The 22,934-nt window shown below is 72.7% G+C and carries 17 protein-coding genes; 11 read left to right on the forward strand and 6 right to left on the reverse strand.

The genetic code is table 11. The features are described 5' to 3' along the window. Nucleotides 1-24: 24 nt before the first annotated feature. The gene (locus ACFWJO_RS18620) at nt 25-2,001 is read left to right on the forward strand and encodes a TerD family protein (protein ID WP_386866380.1); all 1,977 of its coding nucleotides are present in this window, start codon (nt 25-27) and stop codon (nt 1,999-2,001) included. Between the two features lie 219 nt (nt 2,002-2,220). After that, nucleotides 2,221-3,210 carry a TerC/Alx family metal homeostasis membrane protein gene (locus ACFWJO_RS18625; protein WP_386866382.1) on the forward strand — a complete coding sequence of 330 codons (990 nt, stop codon included), beginning with the start codon at nt 2,221-2,223 and terminating at the stop codon, nt 3,208-3,210. 174 nt (nt 3,211-3,384) lie between these two features. On the opposite strand, the gene ACFWJO_RS18630 is transcribed toward ACFWJO_RS18625, so the two are convergent. The 3 genes from ACFWJO_RS18630 to ACFWJO_RS18640 all read right to left on the reverse strand — a co-directional run bounded on the left by ACFWJO_RS18630 (nt 3,385) and on the right by ACFWJO_RS18640 (nt 6,201). Further along, nucleotides 3,385-4,671, reverse strand: coding sequence for an MFS transporter (locus ACFWJO_RS18630; protein ID WP_386866384.1), 1,287 nt, complete (start codon nt 4,669-4,671; stop codon nt 3,385-3,387). Nucleotides 4,672-4,793: 122 nt separating this feature from the next. Next, nucleotides 4,794-5,450 (reverse strand): MBL fold metallo-hydrolase, encoded by a 657-nt coding sequence (locus tag ACFWJO_RS18635; protein ID WP_386866386.1) that lies wholly within the window; start codon nt 5,448-5,450, stop codon nt 4,794-4,796. 58 nt (nt 5,451-5,508) lie between these two features. Beyond that, nucleotides 5,509-6,201 carry a maleylpyruvate isomerase family mycothiol-dependent enzyme gene (locus ACFWJO_RS18640; protein WP_386866388.1) on the reverse strand — a complete coding sequence of 231 codons (693 nt, stop codon included), beginning with the start codon at nt 6,199-6,201 and terminating at the stop codon, nt 5,509-5,511. A 214-nt stretch (nt 6,202-6,415) separates the two neighbouring features. On the opposite strand from ACFWJO_RS18640, the gene uvrA reads away from it, so the two are divergent. Further along, nucleotides 6,416-9,421, forward strand: coding sequence for an excinuclease ABC subunit UvrA (gene uvrA / locus ACFWJO_RS18645; RefSeq protein ID WP_386866390.1), 3,006 nt, complete (start codon nt 6,416-6,418; stop codon nt 9,419-9,421). Between the two features lie 242 nt (nt 9,422-9,663). On the opposite strand, the gene ACFWJO_RS18650 is transcribed toward uvrA, so the two are convergent. Continuing rightward, a complete protein-coding gene (locus tag ACFWJO_RS18650; RefSeq protein WP_386866392.1) occupies nt 9,664-10,566 on the reverse strand; it encodes a carbohydrate kinase in 903 nt (300 codons plus the stop codon). A gap of 199 nt (nt 10,567-10,765) precedes the next feature. On the opposite strand from ACFWJO_RS18650, the gene ACFWJO_RS18655 reads away from it, so the two are divergent. Further along, complete coding sequence (locus ACFWJO_RS18655) at nt 10,766-11,191, forward strand: Rieske (2Fe-2S) protein (protein ID WP_386866394.1); 426 nt, start codon at nt 10,766-10,768, stop codon at nt 11,189-11,191. A 36-nt stretch (nt 11,192-11,227) separates the two neighbouring features. Here the strand turns inward: ACFWJO_RS18655 and ACFWJO_RS18660 are convergent, their stop codons facing one another. Next, on the reverse strand, nt 11,228-12,157 hold the full coding sequence (locus tag ACFWJO_RS18660; RefSeq protein WP_386866396.1) for a hypothetical protein: 930 nt from the start codon (nt 12,155-12,157) through the stop codon (nt 11,228-11,230). A gap of 236 nt (nt 12,158-12,393) precedes the next feature. Here ACFWJO_RS18660 and ACFWJO_RS18665 point away from each other — a divergent pair, with 236 nt between their 5' ends. Together ACFWJO_RS18665 and ACFWJO_RS18670 are read left to right on the forward strand one after the other, a co-directional pair. Then, complete coding sequence (locus ACFWJO_RS18665) at nt 12,394-12,996, forward strand: papain-like cysteine protease family protein (RefSeq protein ID WP_386866398.1); 603 nt, start codon at nt 12,394-12,396, stop codon at nt 12,994-12,996. Nucleotides 12,997-13,001: 5 nt separating this feature from the next. Beyond that, on the forward strand, nt 13,002-13,808 hold the full coding sequence (locus tag ACFWJO_RS18670; protein ID WP_386866400.1) for a hypothetical protein: 807 nt from the start codon (nt 13,002-13,004) through the stop codon (nt 13,806-13,808). A 55-nt stretch (nt 13,809-13,863) separates the two neighbouring features. Here ACFWJO_RS18670 and ACFWJO_RS18675 read toward each other — a convergent pair whose 3' ends face one another. Next, nucleotides 13,864-14,619, reverse strand: coding sequence for an SDR family NAD(P)-dependent oxidoreductase (locus ACFWJO_RS18675; protein ID WP_386866402.1), 756 nt, complete (start codon nt 14,617-14,619; stop codon nt 13,864-13,866). A gap of 58 nt (nt 14,620-14,677) precedes the next feature. Here ACFWJO_RS18675 and uvrC point away from each other — a divergent pair, with 58 nt between their 5' ends. The 5 genes from uvrC to ACFWJO_RS18700 all read left to right on the forward strand — a co-directional run bounded on the left by uvrC (nt 14,678) and on the right by ACFWJO_RS18700 (nt 22,806). Then, nucleotides 14,678-16,657, forward strand: a complete 1,980-nt coding sequence (uvrC, locus tag ACFWJO_RS18680) for an excinuclease ABC subunit UvrC (RefSeq protein ID WP_386866404.1) — start codon at nt 14,678-14,680, stop codon at nt 16,655-16,657. An 83-nt stretch (nt 16,658-16,740) separates the two neighbouring features. Beyond that, complete coding sequence (gene rapZ, locus ACFWJO_RS18685; protein WP_386866425.1) at nt 16,741-17,652, forward strand: RNase adapter RapZ; 912 nt, start codon at nt 16,741-16,743, stop codon at nt 17,650-17,652. Then, on the forward strand, nt 17,649-18,686 hold the full coding sequence (yvcK, locus tag ACFWJO_RS18690) for a uridine diphosphate-N-acetylglucosamine-binding protein YvcK (RefSeq protein WP_386866406.1): 1,038 nt from the start codon (nt 17,649-17,651) through the stop codon (nt 18,684-18,686). Before rapZ ends, yvcK begins: the two co-directional genes overlap by 4 nt. Beyond that, complete coding sequence (whiA, locus tag ACFWJO_RS18695) at nt 18,677-19,666, forward strand: DNA-binding protein WhiA (RefSeq protein ID WP_030205188.1); 990 nt, start codon at nt 18,677-18,679, stop codon at nt 19,664-19,666. Before yvcK ends, whiA begins: the two co-directional genes overlap by 10 nt. Nucleotides 19,667-19,851: 185 nt before the next feature. After that, nucleotides 19,852-22,806: a M14 family zinc carboxypeptidase gene (locus tag ACFWJO_RS18700; protein WP_386866408.1), complete on the forward strand. Its 2,955-nt coding sequence runs from the start codon at nt 19,852-19,854 to the stop codon at nt 22,804-22,806. Nucleotides 22,807-22,934: the final 128 nt, after the last annotated feature.

Consider the following 22,934-nt stretch of genomic DNA (forward strand, 5'->3'; position numbering starts at 1 on the left):
CGTTCGTACGGAGAGACGGAGCAGATGACCGCCGAGCTGGTCCGGGGGCAGAACCGCCCCCTGCCCCACACCCGCCTGGAGATCCGGGTCTCGGCCGGTCATCCGGTCCTCGCCGCGGCCACCCTCGGCGACGAGGAGGGCCGCATCGCGGGCCCCGAGGCCCTGGCCCACCCCGGGTCCGCCGCACTCCCCGGGATCGAGGTGCCCCGCCAGGCCGCCACCGCCCACCGGCTCGCGGTCGACCTGGAGGCGGTGCGGGACACCGTCCACCGGGTCTCCGTGCTCCTCGCCCTGCCCGTCGGCGCGGGCGGCCCCACGCGCTTCGGCGCCTCGGCCGCACCCGTCGTCACGGTGACGGGACCCGACGGCGCCGCCGTCGCCGGCTACACGATCACCGGCCTCGACCGGGAGTCCGCGCTCGTCGCCCTGGAGCTCTACCGCCGCCAGGGCGCCTGGAAGGTGCGGGCCGTCGGCCAGGGCTACGAGGGCGGGCTCGCCGCGCTCCTCGCCGACCAGGGCCTCGACCGCTCCGCGGAACTCGCCGGTGCCGTGCTCGACGCGGTCGCCCAGGGACTGGCCCGCTCGGTCGCGGCCCCGCCGCCGCGCGTCCCGGACGCCGACCGGGTCCCCGAGGGCGAGCGCGCCCACCAGACCGCCCAGAGCGCCGCGCAGCCTCCCCACCAGACCCCGGCCCAGCCTCCCGCCCAGCCGCCGGTCCCGCCGCCTCCGCCCGCCGTCGGCGGGCCGATCGACTACACCCACCCGAGCCGCCGCCCGGCGCCCTCGGCCGCCCCGCAACCCGCCCCCGGCTCCCCGCAGGCCCCCGGGCCGCAGCCGGCCTCGGCACCCGCCGGCTTCCCGGCCCCGGTCGCCGGCGACGCCGCCGGCTGGTCCATGGACGAGCGGCTCTACAACCAGGTGTGGGGCATGTTCGAGGACCTGGCCCGCGCCACCGCCGCGTACCGCAGCGCCTGCCGCTTCGCCGAGAACCGGCTCGACCAGGAGCTCGACCGGGTCCTGTCGGACCCGAGCAGCCGGACCGGCGGCGCGGGGGACACCGCCAGGGCGGCCGCCAAGGCCAAGCACGACGAGCTCACCGCCCGCGCCCAGGAGGCCCTGGACCGCGACCTCGCCCAGCTCGTCGCCGAGTCCGAGGTGGTCGAGCCCGCGCTGCCCGCCGCCTACGCCCGCTGGGACAGCCCCGTCTGGCCGGCCTACCGGGTGCCCATGGAGGCGCCGATGGCCGTCCGGCTGGGCGACCTCCACCTCCCCGAGGCCACCGGCCTGCGCGTCCCGTTCCTGGCCCGCCTGCCGCTCGCCCGCGGGCTCTGGGTGGACTCGGGCCGCGGCCAGTCGGCGGCGGCCGGGCTGCTCGACGAGGCCGAGCTGCGCCGGCTCGCCCTCGACAGCGCCGTCGCCCACGTGGCGCGGCTGCTCGCCGTGCACCCGGCGGGATCCTTCCGCGTCCGGGTGATCGACGCGGCGGGAGCGGGCGCGGCCGCCTTCGCTCCGCTCGTCGAGTACGGCGTGCTCGCGGGCCCGCCGGCCGCCGGCGCGGCCGGGGTCTCGGCCGTCCTGAACCAGCTCACCGAGCGGGTCGACCTGCTGCAGATGGCGGCGCGGGCCGGCGCCTCGGAGGAGCTGCCGCCCGGCCTGGACACCGCCGAGGAGCTGCTCGTCGTGCACGACTTCCCGCACGGCTTCGACGACCGGGCGGTCAACCAGCTGCGCTACCTGGCCGATGAAGGCCCCGCCGTGGGCACCCAGCTGCTGCTGGTCGCGGACCGGGCGGACGCGGCGGCGTACGGGCCGGTGCTCGACCCGCTGTGGCGCTCCCTCATGCGGCTCACCCCGGTCCCGGACGACCACCTCGCCGACCCCTGGGTGGGGCACGCCTGGACGTACGAGCCGCCGGCCTTCCCGGCGGGGAGCGCGGTGCTGCGGCAGGTGCTCGGCCGGCTGGCCGACGCCCGTGGTCAATGGGGGCCGGGCGGCCACTGAGCAGCGCTTTTGGGTCCGCTTTACCCTTCTCTTTACCTTCCCTTGGTTCTTCGGGTAGTCTTCTCGGAGCGGAGGGGAGTACTCCCTGCACGCGGCGTACCCGTCAATACGGACAGGTCGGACACCTGATCCCGGGGCGCCGGCCCGGTTCGTTCCGGGTGGAAGAGACCTCCGGCAAACGACGAGGCTGTCTCGGCAGCCGTACGAGCCGGAGGCGCAGTGGACGTTTCTGTGACCCTGTGGGTGCTGACCATTCTCGGTCTGAGCGCCCTGATCGCGGTCGACTTCTTCATCGGGCGCAAGCCCCATGACGTGTCGGTCAAGGAAGCCGGAATCTGGACGATCGTCTGGATCGTCCTCGCGGTGCTGTTCGGCATCGGCCTGATGGTCTTCGGCAACAGCCAGGCATCGGGCGAGTTCTTCGCCGGCTTCATCACCGAGAAGTCGCTCAGCGTCGACAACCTCTTCGTCTTCGTCCTGATCATGGCGAAGTTCTCGGTGCCCTCCCACCTCCAGCAGCGCGTGCTGCTCATCGGCGTGCTGATCGCCCTGGTCCTCCGTGCGATCTTCATCGCCGCCGGCGCCGCGATCATCGCGAGCTTCTCCTGGGTCTTCTACCTGTTCGGCGCGTTCCTCATCTACACCGCCTGGAAGCTCATCCAGGAGGCGCGTGCCGACGACGAGGAAGAGGAGTTCGAGGAGAACCGTCTCCTCAAGTCCATCGAGAAGAAGTTCGGCGTCGCCGACCGCTACCACGGCACCAAGCTCTTCATCCGCAACAACGGCAAGCGGGTGCTGACCCCGCTGATGGTCGTCATGCTCGCGATCGGCACCACCGACGTGCTGTTCGCCCTCGACTCCATCCCGGCGATCTTCGGCCTCACCCAGGACCCGTACATCGTCTTCACCGCCAACGCCTTCGCCCTCATGGGTCTGCGGCAGCTGTACTTCCTCATCGGCGGTCTGCTGAAGAAGCTGGTCCACCTCAGCTACGGCCTGTCGGTGATCCTCGGCTTCATCGGCGTGAAGCTGGTGCTGCACGCCCTGCACGAGTCCGGGGTGCACGTCCCCGAGATCTCCATCCCGTTCTCGCTCGCCGTCATCTGCGGTGTCCTGGTCGTCACCACGATCACGAGCCTGATCGCCTCGAAGAAGCAGGCGCAGCGCGAGGCGGCCGAGGGGCCGGAGCGCGAGAGCGTCGAGGCCTGAGCCTCGCGGCCGTCGGCCCCTGCAGCCGGTGACGACGGCGCTGCCCCCCATCAGGTTGGGGGGCAGCGCCGTCCGTCACCGGCCTCGCTGTCAGGGGCGCCGGGTCACCGTCGTGAGAGATCCGGAGCCGGAGCCGGAGCTGGAGCTGGAGCTGGAGCCGGAGCCGGAAGGCAGCTATGCGGGCGCGCGCTCCGGCTCCGGCACCGCCGCGCGCGCCGGCAGCGTCTCGGGAAGCAGCGCGAAGCAGCCCAGGCTCACCAGGGCCACCACCGTCAGATAGGCCGCGACGCCCCACGGCGGACCCGAGCCGCCGCCCGAGACCGCCGTCGCCACGATCGGGGTGAGCGCGCCGCCCAGCACGCCCGCCAGGTTGTAGCCGACGGCCGCGCCCGTACAGCGCACCCGCGGCTCGTACAGCTCGGGCAGGTACGCGGCCACCACGGCGAACATCGTGATGAAGGCGAGCAGCGAGCCCAGGAAACCGAGGAACATCAGCAGCGGGCGCGCGGTGTGCAGCAGCGCCACCATCGGGAACATCCACAGCGCCGAGGCCGCGCAGCCCGCCAGGCACAGCGTCCGGCGCCCGTACCGGTCGCCCAGCATCGCGAGGAACGGCGTCGCCGCGCCCTTGATCGCCACCGCCGCCATCACACACGTCAGCATCACCGTGCTGGACACCCCGAGCCGCTCGGTGCCGTAGGCCAGCGCCCAGGTCGAGACCGTGTAGAAGACGGCGTAGCCGACGGCCAGCGCGCCCGCCGTGAGCAGCACCAGGCGCCAGTGGCCGCGCACCACCTCGGACAGCGGCGCGGTCGCCCGCCGGCCCTCGGCCGCCAGCTCCTCGAACTGCGGGGTCTCCGCGAGCGAGGAGCGCAGCGCGAGCCCCGCCGCGGCGAGCAGCCCCGCGGCCCAGAACGGCACCCGCCAGCCCCAGGAGCGGAAGTCCGCGTCGCTCAGTCCGGCGGTCAGCGCCAGCATCACCCCGTTCGCCAGCAGGAAGCCGACCGCGGGGCCGATCTGCGGGAAGCTCGCCCACAGGGCCCGCCGCCGCTCCGGCGCGTGCTCCGCGGTCAGCAGCACCGCCCCGCCCCACTCGCCGCCGAGGCCGAGGCCCTGCAGGAAGCGCAGCACCAGCAGCAGCACGGGTGCGGCGACACCGATCGACTCGTAGGCCGGGACGCAGCCGACCGCGACCGTCGCGCAGCCGGTCAGCAGCAGCGAGGCGAACAGGACCGGACGCCGCCCGTGGCGGTCGCCGACGTGACCGAAGACGATCGAGCCGAGCGGCCGGGACAGGAAGCCGACGGCGAAGGTGCCGAAGGCGGCGAGGGTGCCGGCGACGGGCGAGAAGGTCGGGAAGAACAGCGGGCCGAGGACGAGCGCGGCGGCCGTCCCGTAGACGAAGAAGTCGAAGAACTCGATGGCGGTGCCGACGAGCGAGGCGGCGGCGAGCCTCGCCATCGACGGAGGGTGACTGTGGTGCTGGTGCTCGTGCTGGTGCATGTCGCGCCAACTACCCGCGCGGCGCCCCGGTTACGGGGGCGCGCGGAGGTGACGCGCGGGTCACCGCCCGCGCACGGCACTCACCAGCCGCGCTCGCGCCACTCCGCGAGGTGCGGGCGCTCGTCACCGAGCGTGGTGTCCCTGCCGTGGCCCGGGTAGACCCAGGTCTCGTCCGGGAGCACGTCGAAGAGCTTGGTCTGCACGTCGTGGATCAGGCTCGCGAAGGCCTCCGGGTCCTTCCACGTGTTGCCGACGCCGCCCGGGAACAGGCAGTCGCCGGTGAAGACGTGCGGGTGGCCGTGCGGGTCGTCGTAGACCAGGGCGATCGAGCCGGGGGTGTGGCCCACCAGGTGCCGGGCGGTGAGCTCGACCCGGCCCACCCGGACCGTGTCGCCGTCGTCCAGCAGCTCGTCGGTCCCCACGGGGATGCCCTCCGCGTCGTACGCGCCCGCGTACGTACGGGCGCCGGTGGCCGCGACGACCTCGGCGAGGGCCTGCCAGTGGTCGCCGTGCCGGTGGGTGGTGACGACGCCCGCGATGCCGTCGTCGCCGATCAGCGTGAGCAGGGTGCCGGCCTCGGCGGCCGCGTCGATCAGCAGCTGCTCGCCGGTCGCCCGGCAGCGCAGCAGATACGCGTTGTTGTCCATCGGGCCGACCGCGACCTTCGAGATCATCAACTCGCTCAGCTCGTGCACGTCCGCAGGACCGCCGACCTTCACCACTCCGCTGTACGTCATGGCCTCAGCCTAGCCCCGGCCACCGACACGCGGGCGGTGACCGGGACGGCAACTGCTGCTACAGCGGCGGGAGCTCGGGGAGCGGGCCGCCCTCGGTGGTCAGGCGCGCGCCCTTGTCGCCGCGCCCGGCCAGCCAGGCCAGGAGCTCGTCGAGCGGGCCGGTGACGGTGACCGGGGTCCCGTCGGCGCCGCCGGTCGTGCCGCGGCCGGTGCCGTCCGGGGTGCGCAGGGTCACCGGTGGCACCTCGGGGCGGCCGGACCAGCGGTCGGCGAGGAAGTCGATCTCCCGGAGCAGGAACTCCTCGGGCAGGTCGCCGAGCCCGTAGCCCGCGCCCAGGTCCACGTGGTGCAGGGCCACCTCCACCCAGCGGCGGAAGGGCACCCTGGCGGCCCGGTCGGTGACGCCGTTGCGCAGCTCCACCGTGCGCTCCCAGTCGGCGGGCTCGCCGCAGACCTTCTCGAAGCGGTCGGCGGAGGCCCGCAGGTCGGCGAGCTGGACGTCGAGCGGCCGGCCGGCGTCGCGCTCGATGTCGGCGTCGCGGGTCTCGGCGTCCTTGTACATCGGCAGGCCCTGGAGGACGTTCACGAGGGCGTCGGCGTTGCGGGAGAGGTGGGCCAGGACGTGGCCGCGGGTCCAGCCGGGGAGCAGTGACGGTTCGGCGAGTGCCGCGTTGTCCCAGGAGGAGACGGCCTCGATGAGCCGGTCGGTCGCCTCGCGCACGGAGGCGATGTCACGCACATGGTCGATCATGGCGCCGACCCTAGGGGGTTCCGGGCCTCTGCGGCCAGGCCCCGCACCCGCCGGACCTGCGGCGGAGCACCGGCGCCGCCACTCGTTCGGGTGAAGAGGGCGGCCGCCCGGCGGAAATCGAATGTGCGTGCTATAAGCTCGATGGAAGCATCCGGCATCCTTGGTTGTTGGGTGTTCAGGCACATCCGCTCTCTCAAGAAAGGTGCGGACCGGCGTGGCCGACCGTCTCATCGTCCGTGGCGCTCGCGAGCACAACCTCAAGAACGTCTCGCTCGACCTCCCGCGTGACTCCCTCATCGTCTTCACCGGGCTCTCGGGGTCGGGCAAGTCCTCCCTCGCGTTCGACACGATCTTCGCCGAGGGGCAGCGCCGGTACGTCGAGTCGCTCTCCTCCTACGCCCGGCAGTTCCTCGGCCAGATGGACAAGCCGGACGTCGACTTCATCGAGGGTCTGTCCCCGGCCGTCTCCATCGACCAGAAGTCGACCTCGCGCAACCCGCGCTCGACGGTCGGCACCATCACCGAGGTCTACGACTACCTCCGGCTGCTCTTCGCCCGCATCGGCAAGCCGCACTGTCCCGAGTGCCGCAGGCCGATCTCCCGCCAGTCGCCGCAGGCCATCGTCGACAAGGTCCTGGAGCTGCCCGAGGGCAGCCGCTTCCAGGTGCTCTCGCCGCTGGTGCGCGAGCGCAAGGGCGAGTTCGTCGACCTCTTCGCCGACCTCCAGACCAAGGGCTACAGCCGCGCCCGGGTCGACGGGCAGACGATCCAGCTCAGCGAGCCGCCGACCCTGAAGAAGCAGGAGAAGCACACCATCGAGGTGGTCGTCGACCGCCTCACCGTCAAGGACAGCGCCAAGCGGCGGCTCACCGACTCCGTGGAGACCGCGCTCGGCCTCTCCGGCGGCATGGTCGTGCTCGACTTCGTCGACCTCCCCGAGGACGACCCCGAGCGCGAGCGGATGTACTCGGAGCACCTCTACTGCCCGTACGACGACCTGTCCTTCGAGGAGCTGGAGCCGCGCTCCTTCTCCTTCAACTCCCCCTTCGGCGCCTGCCCGGACTGCACCGGCATCGGCACCCGCATGGAGGTCGACCCGGAGCTCGTCGTCCCCGACGAGGAGCGGTCGCTCGACGAGGGCGCCATCCACCCCTGGTCGCACGGCCACACCAAGGAGTACTTCGGCCGGCTGATCGGCGGCCTCTCCCAGGCCCTCGGCTTCCGTACGGACATCCCGTACGCGGGCCTGCCGCAGCGGGCCAAGAAGGCCCTCATGTACGGCCACAAGACCCAGGTCGAGGTCCGCTACCGCAACCGGTACGGCCGCGAGCGCTCCTACACCACGCCCGCCTTCGAGGGCGCCGTGTCCTTCGTGAAGCGGCGGCACAGCGAGGCCGAGAGCGACTCCAGCCGTGAGCGCTTCGAGGGCTACATGCGCGAGGTGCCCTGCCCCACCTGCGAGGGCACGCGGCTGAAGCCGATCGTGCTCGCGGTCACCGTGATGGACAAGTCCATCGCCGAGGTCTCCGCGATGTCGATCAGCGACTGCGCCGAGTTCCTCGGCCGGCTCACCCTCAGCGCCCGCGACAAGAAGATCGCCGAGCGGGTCCTCAAGGAGGTCAACGAGCGGCTGCGCTTCCTCGTCGACGTCGGCCTCGACTACCTCTCGCTCAACCGGGCCGCCGGCACGCTCTCCGGCGGCGAGGCCCAGCGCATCCGGCTCGCCACCCAGATCGGCTCCGGCCTGGTGGGCGTGCTGTACGTGCTCGACGAGCCGTCCATCGGTCTCCACCAGCGCGACAACCACCGGCTCATCGAGACCCTGGTCCGGCTGCGCGACATGGGCAACACCCTCATCGTCGTCGAGCACGACGAGGACACCATCAAGGTGGCCGACTGGGTCGTGGACATCGGCCCGGGCGCCGGCGAGCACGGCGGCAAGGTCGTCCACTCCGGTCCCTTGAAGGAGCTCCTGGCCAACGAGGAGTCGATGACCGGGCAGTACCTGTCCGGCCGCAGGGCGATCACCACGCCGGACATCCGGCGCCCCGTGGACCCCTCGCGCCGGCTCACCGTGCACGGCGCCCGGGAGAACAACCTGCGGGACATCGACGTCTCCTTCCCGCTGGGCGTCCTCACGGCCGTCACCGGTGTCTCGGGTTCCGGAAAGTCGACCCTGGTCAACGACATCCTCTACACCCACCTCGCGCGCGAGCTGAACGGCGCCAAGTCGGTGCCCGGACGGCACACGCGCGTGGACGGCGACGACCTCGTCGACAAGGTCGTGCACGTCGACCAGTCGCCCATCGGCCGCACCCCGCGCTCGAACCCGGCGACCTACACCGGCGTCTTCGACCACGTCCGCAAGCTCTTCGCGGAGACGATGGAGGCGAAGGTGCGCGGTTACCTGCCGGGCCGCTTCTCCTTCAACGTCAAGGGCGGCCGCTGCGAGAACTGCTCCGGCGACGGCACCATCAAGATCGAGATGAACTTCCTCCCGGACGTCTACGTGCCGTGCGAGGTCTGCCACGGCGCCCGCTACAACCGGGAGACCCTGGAGGTCCACTACAAGGGCAAGTCCATCGCCGAGGTCCTGGACATGCCGATCGAGGAGGCCCTGGGCTTCTTCGAGGCGGTCCCGACGATCTCCCGCCACCTCCGCACCCTCACCGAGGTCGGTCTGGGCTACGTCCGCCTCGGCCAGTCCGCGCCGACCCTCTCCGGCGGCGAGGCCCAGCGCGTCAAGCTCGCCTCCGAGCTCCAGAAGCGCTCCACGGGCCGCACGGTGTACGTCCTGGACGAGCCGACCACGGGCCTCCACTTCGAGGACATCTCGAAGCTGATCAAGGTCCTCTCCGGCCTGGTCGACAAGGGCAACTCGGTGATCGTCATCGAGCACAACCTGGACGTCATCAAGACCGCGGACTGGATCATCGACATGGGTCCCGAGGGCGGCAGCGGCGGCGGCATCGTCGTCGCCGAGGGCACGCCCGAGGAGGTCGCCTCCGTCCCGGCCAGCCACACCGGCAAGTTCCTCCGCGAGATCCTGGGCGCCGACCGCATCAGCGACGCGCCGACCAAGGTCCCGGCGGCGCGGAGCGCCAAGAAGGCCGCCCCGGCGAAGAAGGCGGCGGCCACCAAGACCGCCGCGGCGAAGAAGGCCGCCCCGGTGAAGAAGACCGCCGCCAAGAAGGCGACGGCCCGCACCCGCAAGGCCTGAGGCCGCCGACACCGCCCCACGAGGGGGCCGCCCCGCCGGAAGCCGGCCGGGGCGGCCCCCTCGGACGTTTGCACGCTCCGGTCCGGACCAGCCGGACCAGCCGGTCCGCCTGGACGAGCCGGACCAGCCGGACTGCCTGGACCAGCCGGACTGCCTGGACCAGCCCGGACCAGTCCAGAGCCGCCCGGCCAGTCCAGAGCCGCCCGGACCGTCGAACCGTCCGAGGGGGGCCGCCGGGGGTCTCAGACCTCGCCCGGCTCCCGCAGTTCCCGCGCGTACGGCGGTTCCGCGCCCGCGCGGGAGCAGGTGACGGCCGCCGCCCGGGCCGCGTACCCGAGGAGAGCGCGCCAGTCCGTGTCCGAGAGGGCGGACACCGGGCGGTCCGCGAGACCGTGCAGGAGTGCGGCGTTCACCGTGTCGCCCGCGCCGATCGTGTCCACCACCCGCACGCGCGCGGCGGGGACGGACACCTCGTACGCGCGGGTGAAGACCGTCAGGCCCGCCGCGCCACGGGTCAGGACCACCGCGGCCGGACCGGCGGCCAGCCACTCCTCCGGGGAGCCGCCGAGCCAGGCGGCGTCCTCCTCCGAGAGCTTCAGGAGCGAGACGTACGGCAGCCAGCCGGCGAAGCGCTCGCGGTAGGCGTCCGCGTCGGGGATCAGGCCGGGCCGGACGTTCGGGTCGAGCAGGGTGAAGGCACCGGCCAGCGACGACCGCCGCAGCAGCGCCTCGTAGGCGCTCGCACCCGGTTCCAGGGCCAGTGAGCAGGTCCCGAAGGCGACCGCCCGCACCCCGTCCGGCAGGCGCTCGGGCAGCGCGAAGAGCCGGTCCGCCGTGCCCTCGACGTAGAAGCCGTAGTGCGCGGAGCCGTCGGGTCCCACCGAGGCGACCGCCAGGGTGGTCGGCTCGGGCCCGCGCTGCACGAGCCCGGTCGCCACACCCGCCGTCCGCAGCCGCTCGACCAGCACCTCGCCGAAGGCGTCCGTCGAGACGCGCGAACAGAAGGCCACGTCCGCGCCGATCCGGCCGAGGGCCACGGCCGTGTTGTACGGGCCGCCACCCGGCCGGGGCAGCAGCGGGGCCAGGGGGCCCGGCGCCCCGTCGGGGACCAGGTCGATCAGGGACTCACCGGCGACGACGATCACGTACCGGAACGTAACCCATGACCGGCACGGGCCGACAGCCGCCGGCGGGCCGCTCGGGATCGCTCGCACGCGCGCCGTCCGGACCGGCCCCGGCGGGCCGCCTGCCGACCCGGCCGTCCGTGTGTGCGAACCCGCCGGTATCGTCGGTTCGGTCCCTTCTCGGGCCGCCTTGTCCCCGATCCGACACCGTGGAGCGCTCATGTCCGGCCAGTCCACCCGCCGCACCGTACTGAAAGGCGCCGCCCTCGCCGGGGCCGCCGGGCTGGGTGTCGCCGCCTGCTCCACCGACTCCAAGGTGGGCCACGCCCAGGACCCCACGCCGACCGCCCCGGTCGCCCTCGGCGCACCCGACGAGGTGCCCGTCGGCGGTGCCAAGCTCTACCGCGAGCAGCGGGTCCTGGTGCACTGCCCGGCCCAGGGTCAGTACAAGGCCTTCAGCGCCCAGTGCACCCACGCGGGCTGCGTCCTGGACAAGATCGAGAACAACGAGGGCAACTGCCCCTGCCACGGCAGCCGCTTCGACGTGACCACCGGAAAGGCCCTCCAGGGCCCGGCGACCGTGCCGCTCCCCGAGGTTCCCGTCCGCGTCGAGAACGGCAAGCTGGTCGCCGGCCCCAAGGCCTGAGACACCCGCCCGGCGCCGGGCCTCGGACCTCACGTCTCAGGCCCAGTCCCACTCGATCCCGAGGATCCCGGGCCGTACCCCCTGCTCCACGATGTGCACCGCGCGGTGCCGGCCGCTCAGCGTCAGCTCGGCCCGGCCACCGCGCGGCGCGCCCGTCGACGCCTGCGCGAACCGCCGGCAGCGCACCGGCAGCGCCGCCTCGTCGAAGCGGACCTGGAGCACGTACTGCCCCCCGGCGAAGCTGAAGCCCCGCACGTACTCCCGGCTCGGACCGCCCGTCCCGTCCTCGAAGCCGTACGAGAAGACATAGGTGTCCCCGGCCCGCAGCCGGGTGTCGAAGAGCAGCTCGGCGACCAGCACCCCGGTCTCCGCGTGCCGCCGCACCCGCCCCGTCCGGCAGTTCTCCGTCGCCCGCACCTCCACCCGGGACGGATCGCAGCCCGGATCACCCCGGTGGATCGCCAGATAACGGTCGACCCCGTCCCGGTGCGCCCGCACCACGTGCTGGGAGTCCCGCCCGATCAGCTCGCGTCCGGCCCCGATCCGCACCCGCTCCTGATGGGCCACGGTGTGCAGCCCGCCGTCCGCCGGGCACTCCAGCTCCGCGAGCAGCTCCTCGACCACGCCCGAGGCCTCGACGAGCGAGCGGTACGAGCGGGTCGCCGGGCGTTCGACCCCGTCCCGGGCGGAGGCGTCCTCGTGGAGCAGCCGGATCAGCGAGTTGCCGGGCAGCTGGAGCACCTCCTCCAGGGCACGGACTGCCTTCATGGACTCGGGCCGCTGCGGCCGCCGGGCGCCCTGCTGCCAGTAACTCAGCGACGTCACACCGACTTTCACACCCCGGTGCGCCAGATGGTGCTGGACGCGCTGGAGCGGCAGTCCGCGCACCGCGAGTGCCGTGCGCAGCGCCAGGTGGAACGGCCCCGTGTGCAGCAACTGCGCCAGATCGGCCTCGGTGTGACCCACGAGGACTCCTCAGTGAACGTTCACGGCAGGGGGAGGCGGAGCACACGGCCGCCCGGACGGGCGGGCTGGTGGGCCGGGGACGGCCGTTCACACCCGGGTCACACCGTTCACAGCTCGCCGTCACCCCGCATTGAAGCGTGTTGACCGGATCCGGACAACGTCCGATGCTCCAGACCAGCGTCCGGACGCGCTCCTCTCCCCACCTCTCCTCCGATCCCCACCACGGGAGGAACGCGATGCGCAGCAGAAAGGTCCTCGCGGCACTCGCCGCCACAGCCGCCCTCTTCCTCGTCCCCGCCGCCCCGGCGTCCGCCGCGCCGACCGGCGAGGACGCGGCCGCGGAAGGCGTGTCCGCCCTCGCCTCCAAGCGGCTGAACATCACCATGCAGGCCCAGCAGAAGACCAACTGGTGCTGGGCGGCCGGCGGCAACACCATCGCCACCTGGTTCGGCCGCAACTACAGCCAGAACCAGTTCTGCAACGCCGCCTTCGGCCGGCAGCAGGGCTACGACTGCCCCAACTGGCAGGCCACCCTGGGCAACGTCCAGGACGGGCTGAGCTGGGCGGGCATCAACCCCGGTTCGTACGTGAACGGCTGGCTGCGCTACTCGACCGTGCAGACCGAGATCAGCGCCGACCGGCCGGTCGAGACCCGGATCCAGTGGTCGAGCGGCGGCGGGCACATGCACGTCGTCTACGGCTACGACGACGCCAACAGCTGGGTGTACTGGGGCGATCCATGGCCGTCCAGCGACCGCTACAACTGGGCCTCGCACGCCTGGTACGTGAACAACAGCTCGTTCTCGTGGACCCACTCGCTCTACCGGATCGGGGCGTGACGACGATGAACGCACGCATACGCGCCCTGAGCGCCGGCGGCGCCGGTCTGCTGGGCATGGCCGTCCTCGTCCTCCTCGGGGCGGTGCCCGCCGACGCGGCCGAGCCGCTGCCGACCGCGGCGACCCCGGAACAGGCGGCCGCCGCGCCCCGCACCCTCGACACGGTGGCCCGCTTCTTCGCCCGGGACGGCGCCCTCGCCCGGGCGGCGGAGCGGCCCCGCATCGAGGGCGCCTCGGTGCCCGTACGGATCCTGTCGCCGGACTTCGTGGCCGGGAAGCCGGGGGCGGCGGTGGCCCGGGTCGAGTTCCACGCCAGCAAGGCGGTCGCGGCGGACGGCCGGGCTGCGTCCCTCTGGACCGTGCGCACGGCGGACGGCGGCTGGCAGGTGGTGAACATCGCCACCGGCGACGACGAGGTGCGCTACGCGCTGCAGGGCGGGCGGGTGCTGCCCGGCGGGACGGTGTTCCGCGAGCCGCAGATCGACGCGTGGTACGTGCAGAAGGGGACGAAGGTACTGCCGCTCGACGAGGACGCGGTGCGGGCCGTGGGGGCCGGCGGCACCACGCTGGCCGCGTACCGCGAGCGGGTGGGCAAGGCGTACGGCGACAAGCTTCCGGGCTCCGCGTACGCGAGGAAGGGCGCGGCGGGCGGCTACGGCCCCGGATCCGCGGCCCCCGCCGCCCCCGCGGCCGCCGCACCGGCCGCCCACGACGAGCCCGCCGTCACCGTGGCCTCCACCGCGGCCGGCGCGGGCGCGGTCCTCGCCCTCGCACTGGGCACCACGGCGGCGATACGCCGACGCTCCCGGTAACCCCCGGGCCCGGCGGGTACCCGGGTGACCCCGGGGCCCGCCGGGTCCCCCGCGCTCACTGCGCCAGATATCCGCCGTCCACCGGCAGAACCGCCCCCGTCACGAACGAGGCCTCGTCCGAGGCCAGGAAGAGGACGGCCGCGGCCACCTCCTCCGGGCGGCCGAAGCGGGCCATCGGGTGGGCCCGGGCGACCGTGTCCAGGTACTCCGGGCCGCGCGGCTCGTGGCGGACCGCGGCCACGCGCTCGGTCTCGATCGTGCCGGGCGCGACCGCGTTGACCCGGATGCCGTGCGGGGCCCACTCCACCGCCAGGTGCTTGGTGAGACCCGTCGCCACGAACTTCGCCGGGCCGTACACGGCCTGCCGCGCCTGGCCCGCCACGCCCGAGACCGACGACGTGCACACGATCGCGCCGCCGCCCGTGCCGAGCATCGCCTCGATCGCGTACTTGCAGGTCAGGAACATGCCGCGGCCGTCCACCGCCATCACCTCGTCGAAGTCGGCGGCGCTCGCCTCCGTGACGTCGAGGAGGGGGATGACCCCCGCGTTCGCCACCAGGACGTCGAGGCGTCCGAAGCGCTCCACCGCGGTGGTGATCATGCGGCGGGCGTCGGCGTCGCGCGAGACGTCGCCGACGACCGTCACCACCCCGTCGCCGAGCGTGGCGAGGCGCCCCGCGTCCACGTCCGTCGCGACCACCCGCGCGCCCTCCGCCGCGAAGCGCAGCGCCGTCGCCCGGCCGATCCCGCTCGCCGCGCCGGTGACCACGCACACCCGGTCCGCCAGCCGTCCTGAAGCCTCGTTCGTCATGTCCGGGCAACGAGCGCGCGCGGCCTGAGTGTCGGTCCCCGCCAGTAGGGTGGGGACCATGGCCGACCCCTCCAGCTACCGTCCCAGGCCGGGACAGATCCCCGACTCGCCGGGGGTCTACAAATTCCGCGACGAGCACCGCCGGGTGATCTACGTCGGGAAGGCGAAGTCCCTGCGCCAGCGCCTGGCGAACTACTTCCAGCCGCTGGCGAGCCTCCACCCGCGCACGGCGACGATGGTGACCACGGCCGCCTCCGTCGAGTGGACCGTCGTGTCGACCGAGGTCGAGGCGCTGCAGCTGGAGTACTCCTGGATCAAGGAGTTCGACCCCCGGTTCAACGTGAAGTACCGGGACGACAAGAGCTATCCGTACCTGGCCGTCACGCTCGACGAGGAGTTCCCGCGCGTCCAGGTCATGCGCGGGCACAAGAAGAAGGGCGTGCGCTATTTCGGGCCGTACGCGCACGCGTGGGCCATCCGCGAGACCGTCGACCTGATGCTGCGGGTGTTTCCGGTGCGGACCTGCTCGGCGGGGGTGTTCCGGAACGCCGCCTCGGCGGGGAGGCCCTGCCTGCTCGGATACATCGGGAAGTGCTCGGCGCCCTGCGTCGGGCGGGTCACCGCGGAGGAGCACCGCGAACTGGCCGAGGACTTCTGCGACTTCATGGCCGGCCGCACCGGCACGTATCTGCGCCGCCTGGAGAAGCAGATGATGATCGCGGCCGAGGACCTGGAGTACGAGAAGGCCGCCCGGCTGCGCGACGACATAGAGGCGCTGCGCAAGGCCATGGAGAAGAACGCGGTGGTGCTCGCCGACGCCACCGACGCCGACCTCATCGCGCTCGCCGAGGACGAGCTGGAGGCCGCCGTCCAGATCTTCCACGTGCGCGGCGGCCGGGTCCGCGGCCAGCGCGGCTGGGTCACCGACAAGGTCGAGGCCGTCGACACCGCCGGTCTCGTCGAGCACGCCCTCCAGCAGCTGTACGGCGAGGAGAGCGGCGACGCCGTACCCAAGGAGGTGCTGGTCCCCGCCCTGCCGGAGGATTCCGGGGCGGTCACCGCCTGGCTCTCCGGGCGGCGCGGGGCGAACGTGTCGCTGCGCATCCCGCAGCGGGGCGACAAGAAGGCCCTGATGGAGACCGTCGCCCGGAACGCCCAGCAGTCCCTCGTCCTGCACAAGACCAAGCGGGCCAGTGACCTGACCACCCGCTCCCGTGCCCTGGAGGAGATCGCCGAGGCCCTTGACCTGGACTCGGCGCCGCTGCGCATCGAGTGTTTCGACATCTCGCACCTGCAGGGCGAGGACGTCGTGGCCTCCATGATCGTCTTCGAGGACGGACTGCCCCGGAAGAGCGAGTACCGCCGCTTCCAGATCAAGGGCTTCGAGGGTCAGGACGACGTCCGCTCCATGCACGAGGTGATCAGCCGCCGCTTCAAGCGCTATCTCGCCGAGAAGGAGAAGACGGGGGAGTGGGTGGACGGCGAGGTGCCCGAGTCCGCCCCCGAGGACGACGGGCGGCCCAAGCGCTTCGCCTACCCCCCGCAGCTCGTCGTCGTCGACGGCGGGCAGCCGCAGGTCGCCGCCGCGCGGCGGGCCCTGGACGAGCTCGGCATCGACGACATCGCCGTCTGCGGCCTCGCCAAGCGGCTGGAGGAGGTCTGGCTGCCGGGCGAGGACGACCCGGTGGTGCTGCCCCGCACCAGCGAGGGCCTGTACCTCCTGCAGCGGGTACGTGACACGGCTCACGACTTCGCCATCCGCTACCAGCGGTCCAAGCGCAACAAGCGCATCCGCAGCAGCCCCCTGGACGAGATCCCGGGTCTCGGCGACACCCGGAAACAAGCGCTCATCAAGCATTTCGGCTCGGTCAAACGGCTCCGGCAGGCGACAATCGAGCAGATCTGCGAGGTCCCCGGCATGGGCCGCAAGACGGCCGAGGCCGTGGCGGTGGCCCTCGCGCAGGCGGCCCCGGCCGCGCCCGCCGTGAACACGGCAACAGGAGAGATCATGGAAGACGACGGGGGCACCACCGCATGACCACGCACGACCGGCACGACGAACACGATCAGCACGAGCAGCACGACGAGCACGAGCTCACGTACGAAGACGGAGCACCAGACATGAGTACGGGCACCCCGGAGCCCGCGGCGGCCGAGAACAACGGCGACGCGGCCATCCCCGAGCTGGTGATCATCTCCGGCATGTCGGGCGCCGGCCGGTCCACCGCGGCGAAGTGCCTCGAGGACCTCGGCTGGTTCGTCGTCGACAACCTGCCGCCCGCCCTGATCCCCACCATGGTGGAGCTCGGCGCCCGCTCCCAGGGCAACGTGGCCAGGATCGCGGTCGTCGTCGACGTCCGCGGCCGGCAGTTCTTCGACAACCTCCGCGACTCCCTGGCCGACCTCGACTCCAAGCAGGTCACCCGCCGGATCGTCTTCCTGGAGTCCTCCGACGAGGCCCTGGTCCGGCGCTTCGAGTCGGTCCGCCGGCCCCACCCGCTCCAGGGCGACGGCCGCATCGTCGACGGCATCGCCGCCGAGCGCGACCTGCTGCGCGAGCTGCGCGGCGACGCCGACCTGGTGATCGACACCTCCAGCCTCAACGTGCACGAGCTGCGCGCCAAGATGGACGCCCAGTTCGCCGGCGAGGAGGAGCCCGAGCTGCGGGCCACCGTGATGTCCTTCGGCTTCAAGTACGGACTGCCGGTCGACGCCGACCTCGTCGTCGACATGCGCTTCCTGCCGAACCCGCACTGGGTCCCCGAGCTGCGCCCCTTCACCGGCCTCAACGAGGAGGTCGCCAACTACGTCTACAACCAGCCCGGTGCCAAGGAGTTCCTGGACCGCTACACCGAGCTGCTCCAGCTGATCGCCGCCGGCTACCGCCGCGAGGGCAAGCGCTACGTGACCATCGCCGTCGGCTGCACGGGCGGCAAGCACCGCTCCGTCGCCACCGCCGAGAAGCTGGCCGCCCGCCTCGCCTCCGAGGGCGTCGAGACCGTCGTGGTGCACCGGGACATGGGGCGCGAGTGAAGCCGTACCGCCGGCGTACGTCCACCCTCTCGGTGCGCCGTACGCTCCGCAGGCGTGGCGCCCAGCCCAAGGTCGTCGCGCTGGGCGGCGGCATGGGCCTGTCGGCCTCCCTCGCCGCCCTGCGCCGCATCACCGGCGACCTGACCGCCGTGGTCACCGTCGCCGACGACGGGGGCTCCAGCGGCCGGCTCCGCGAGGAGCTGGGCGTGCTGCCCCCGGGAGACCTCCGCAAGGCGCTCGCCGCGCTCTGCGGTGACGACGACTGGGGCCAGACCTGGGCCCGGGTCATCCAGCACCGCTTCCAGTCCAAGGGCGAGATGGGCGGCCACGCCGTCGGCAACCTGCTGATCGTCGCCCTCTGGGAGCAGCTGGGCGGCGATCCGGTGCAGGCCCTCGACCTGGTCGGCAAGCTGCTCGGCGCCCAGGGCCGGGTGCTGCCCATGTCCGCCGTGCCGCTGGAGCTCCAGGCCCTGGTCAGGGGCCACGACCCGGCGCGCCCGCACGACGTGGACACGGTTCGCGGCCAGGCCACGGTGGCGCTCACGCCCGGCGAGGTGCAGTCCGTGCACCTGGTGCCGCACGACCCGCCGGCCGTGCCCGAGGCGGTCGCGGCCGTCCTGGACGCGGACTGGGTGGTGCTCGGTCCTGGCTCCTGGTTCTCCTCGGTGATTCCGCACCTTCTGGTGCCGGAGCTGCTCGACGCCCTCATGGAGACGAAGGCCCGCCGGGTGCTCTCGCTGAACCTCGCGCCGCAGCCCGGAGAAACCGAGGGCTTCTCCCCGCAGCGTCATTTGGAGGTTTTGGCACGACACGCCCCTAAACTCGCCCTGGACGTGGTGCTGGCTGACGAGGCCGCCGTGCCCGACGCGTCGGCAAGAGAGCCCCTCGCCGAAGCCGCCAAGCGGCTCGGCGCCGCGGTCGAGCTGGCGCCGGTGGCCAGGCCCGACGGCGCTCCGAAGCACGACCCGGAGCTGTTGGCCGCCGCGTACGACCGTATTTTTCGGATGCATGGAAGGATCGGCCCATGGCGATGACGGCAGCGGTGAAGGACGAGATCTCCCGGCTCCCCGTCACCCGGACCTGCTGCAGGAAGGCCGAGGTCTCGTCGATCCTTCGGTTCGCGGGCGGGCTGCACCTGGTGAGCGGCCGGATCGTGATCGAGGCGGAGCTGGACACGGCGATGGCGGCCCGCCGGCTCAAGCGCGACATCCTGGAGATCTTCGGACACAGCTCCGAGCTGATCGTGATGGCTCCCGGCGGACTGCGCCGCGGCTCGCGCTTCGTGGTGCGCGTGGTAGCGGGCGGCGACCAGCTGGCCCGCCAGACCGGTCTCGTGGACGGCCGCGGCCGGCCGATCCGGGGTCTTCCCCCGCAGGTCGTCTCCGGGGCCACCTGTGACGCGGAGGCGGCCTGGCGCGGCGCCTTCCTGGCGCACGGCTCGCTGACCGAGCCGGGCCGCTCCTCCTCCCTGGAGGTCACCTGCCCCGGCCCCGAGGCCGCGCTCGCCCTGGTCGGCGCCGCCCGCCGGCTCTCCATCGCCGCGAAGGCCCGCGAGGTCCGCGGCGTGGACCGGGTCGTGGTCCGCGACGGCGACGCCATCGGCGCCCTGCTGACCCGGCTCGGCGCGCACGAGTCGGTGCTGGCCTGGGAGGAGCGCCGGATGCGGCGCGAGGTCCGCGCCACCGCCAACCGGCTGGCCAACTTCGACGACGCCAACCTGCGCCGCTCCGCCCGCGCCGCGGTCGCCGCCGGCGCCCGGGTGCAGCGGGCCCTGGAGATCCTCGGCGAGGAGGTGCCCGAGCACCTGGCCGCCGCGGGCCGGCTGCGCATGGAGCACAAGCAGGCCTCGCTGGAGGAGCTGGGTGCGCTCGCCGACCCGCCGCTCACCAAGGACGCGGTGGCCGGCCGGATCCGCCGGCTGCTCGCCATGGCCGACAAGCGGGCTCAGGACCTGGGCATCCCGGGGACCGAGTCCAACCTGACGGAGGAGCTGGACGACAGCCTCGTCGGCTGAGCGGGGACCGTCCGCCGATCCGCCGGGCGTACCCCCAACTCCCCACTGCCGGTACCTTTCTGAGGTACCGGCAGTTCCGTTTTCCGGCTTCCTCCGACGCGCCGTACGCACCCTTGACAGGGGTATGAGCCACCACGAGCCTGGCGTCTGTTCACATTCGTGGCAGACGACAGCAAGGGGGGCTGATGAGGCGCAGAGCGAGAGCGATCCTCGCCGCGGCATCTCTGGTCATCGCGGGTCTGGCGACGGCACCCGCCGCCGGAGCGCGACCCGCGGCACAGGACGGGGACTTCGAACACGTCTCCGTGTGGCGGGCGAAGGTCACCAAGGAGCAGGTGCCGCTCCTTCTCGACGTCGGCACCGACGCCCACGAACTGACCGAGCAGGTGCCCGACCGGGGCACCGCCACCGTCGAGCTCTACCTCACCGACGCGCAGGCCGGCCAGCTGCGCCGGCGGGGCGTCGAGATCGCCGAGCACACCATCGGCGCCCAGGCCGAGAAGCGGGTCGCGGCCGCCGGGGACGGCGTCTTCCGCCCGTACGGCGGCAAGGGCGGACTCAAGCAGGAGATCCTGGACACCGCCCGGGCCAACCCGGGGCTCACCAAGGTCGTCTCCATCGGCAGGACCCTCAGGGGCCAGGGCATCCTCGCCCTCAAGGTGAGCAAGGGCGCCGCGAAGACCAGGGACGGCTCGAAGCCCGCCACGCTGTACCTGTCCAACCAGCACGCCCGCGAGTGGATCACGCCGGAGATGACCCGGCGGCTGATGCACCACTACCTGGACGGCTACGGCAAGGACCCGCGGATCACCAGGCTGGTCGACACCACCGAGCTGTGGTTCGTGCTCTCCGCCAACCCGGACGGTTACGACTTCACCCACGCCGCCCCGGCCAACCGCCAGTGGCGCAAGAACCTGCGGGACAACAACGGCGACGGGCGCATCGAGCCCGGCGACGGCGTCGACCTCAACCGCAACTTCGCCTACAAGTGGGGCTACGACGACGAGGGATCCTCGCCCGACCCCGCCGACGAGACCTTCCGCGGCCCCGGACCCATGTCCGAGCCCGAGACCCGGGCCCTGGACGCCTTCGAGAAGCGCATCGGCTTCGCGTACGGCATCAACTACCACTCCGCCGCCCAGCTGCTGCTCTACGGCGTGGGCTGGCAGGTCGCCACCGACACCCCCGACGACGTGGCCCTCAAGGCGCTCGCCGGCACCCCGCAGAAGTCCGCGGTCCCCGGCTACCGCCCCCAGGTCTCCTCCGAGCTCTACATCACCAACGGCGAGGCCGACGGACACGCCGCCAACGTCAACGGGATGCAGATGTTCACCCCGGAGATGTCGACCTGCGCCACCGCCTCCCGCGTCGACCCGAACGACGCCTGGGACCCGGCCGACTGCGCCTCCGTGTTCACCTTCCCGGACGACGAGAAGCTGATCCAGGCCGAGTTCGCCAAGAACGTCCCGTTCGCGCTCGCCGTCGCCGAGACCGCCGCCCACCCGGACCGCCCGGTGTCCCCGGTCGGCATCGAGGCCCCCGACTTCACCCCGGACGCCTTCACCACCTCGTACGCGAACGGCGGCGCCCAGGAGGTGGCCGTCACCGCCCGCAAGTCGCTGCGCGCCAAGACCCTCAACTACCGGATCAACGGCGGCCGCACCCACCGCGAGGGCCTGGAGCCCTGGAAGGGCGGCGAGACCTTCGGCGGCGAGGACAACCTCTACTTCGACGAGTACCGCGCCGAGGTCGAGGGCGCGCGGCCCGGAGACGAGGTCGAGGTCTGGTACACCGCCCGCACCCGCGAGGGGAAGGCGACCGCGTCCGCCCCGTTCAGGTACACCGTGGCCGAGCGGCCCCGCGCCGACGTCCTGGTCCTCGCCGAGGAGGGCGGTACCGGCGCCGCGCGGCACACGGACGCCTATGTGAAGGCGCTCGCCGCGAACGGCCGCAAGGCCGCCGTCTGGGACGTCGCCACCCAGGGCACGCCGGACGCCCTCGGGGTGCTCGGCCACTTCGGCACGGTCGTCTGGTACACCGGCGCCGAGCAGCCCTCCGGGGCCACCCTGCTCGCCGTCCGGGCCTACCTCAACGAGGGCGGCAAACTGATCAACGCGGGCGAGAAGTCCGGCGGCCTCGCGCGGATCGGCCGCGCCCAGTCCAACGACTTCGCCCAGTACTACCTCGGCGCCTTCCACCGGGCCGGGCTGAACGCCCCGCCGTCCTTCGCCGGCTCCGGCCGGCTCGGCGGCAGCGGAGCGGCACTCGGTGCCGCCGACGGCAACCCGCTGGACAACGCCGGCGCCTACACCGTCACCTCCGACAGCCTCACGCCCGACCGCTTCCCGCAGTTCGCGTCCAGCGCCTCCGCGGGCGACTACCCGGGCATCCGCACGCCCTTCGAGCCGTACGCGGGCAGCCGGTTCGCCGCGCTGCGCCACACGGACGGCACCTGGGGCCGGCTGAGCCGCACCGTGGACCTCACGGGCGTGGACGCCGCCTCGAAGCCGAACCTGACCTTCCAGGTCAGCTACGACACCGAGCCGGGCTACGACAACCTGATCGTGGAGGCCCACACCGTCGGCCAGGACGACTGGACCACCCTGCCCGACGCCAACGGCGGCACCTCCGCGGAGCCGCCCGCCGACTGCGGCGAGGGCTACTACGTCCGCGACCACCCCTTCCTCGCCCACTACCTCACGGTCGGGCAGGACGGCTGCACCGCCACCGGCACCACCGGCGCCTGGAACGCCTTCACCGGCCCCTCCAACGGCTGGCGGCAGGCGAGCGTCGACCTGAGCCGCTACGCGGGCAAGCGGATCGAGCTGGCGATCTCGTACGTCTCCGACCCGGGCACCGGCGAGATGGGCGCCTTCGTCGACGACCTGCGGCTGAACGCCGGCTCCGTCGGCGACACGGAGGGCTTCGAGACCGGAACGGGTGCCTGGTCCGTCCCGGGACCGCCGGCCGGAAGTCCCGGGAACGGAAGCGACTGGACCCGTTCCGAGGCGCTGTTCCACTCCCAGGCGGCGGTCACCACCCGTGACACCGTGCTCTTCGGCTTCGGTCTGGAGCACCTCCCGAATGCGGCGGAACGGGCAGCTCTGGTCAGAAGGGCGCTTACTTCGCTCCGACGCTGAATCGGGTGCTCAGGCGAGCACCGGTTTTCGTCACTCTGCGTAGTGGGGACCAAGGTCCCTCGACAGCCCTTACCCGTTGGTAGGTAAGGGCTGTCGGCCTTTTTCCCGCAGTTTCCGGGCGCATACGG

The organism is Streptomyces sp. NPDC127092, from assembly GCF_042722475.1.
In the GTDB taxonomy this organism is placed as follows: domain Bacteria; phylum Actinomycetota; class Actinomycetes; order Streptomycetales; family Streptomycetaceae; genus Streptomyces.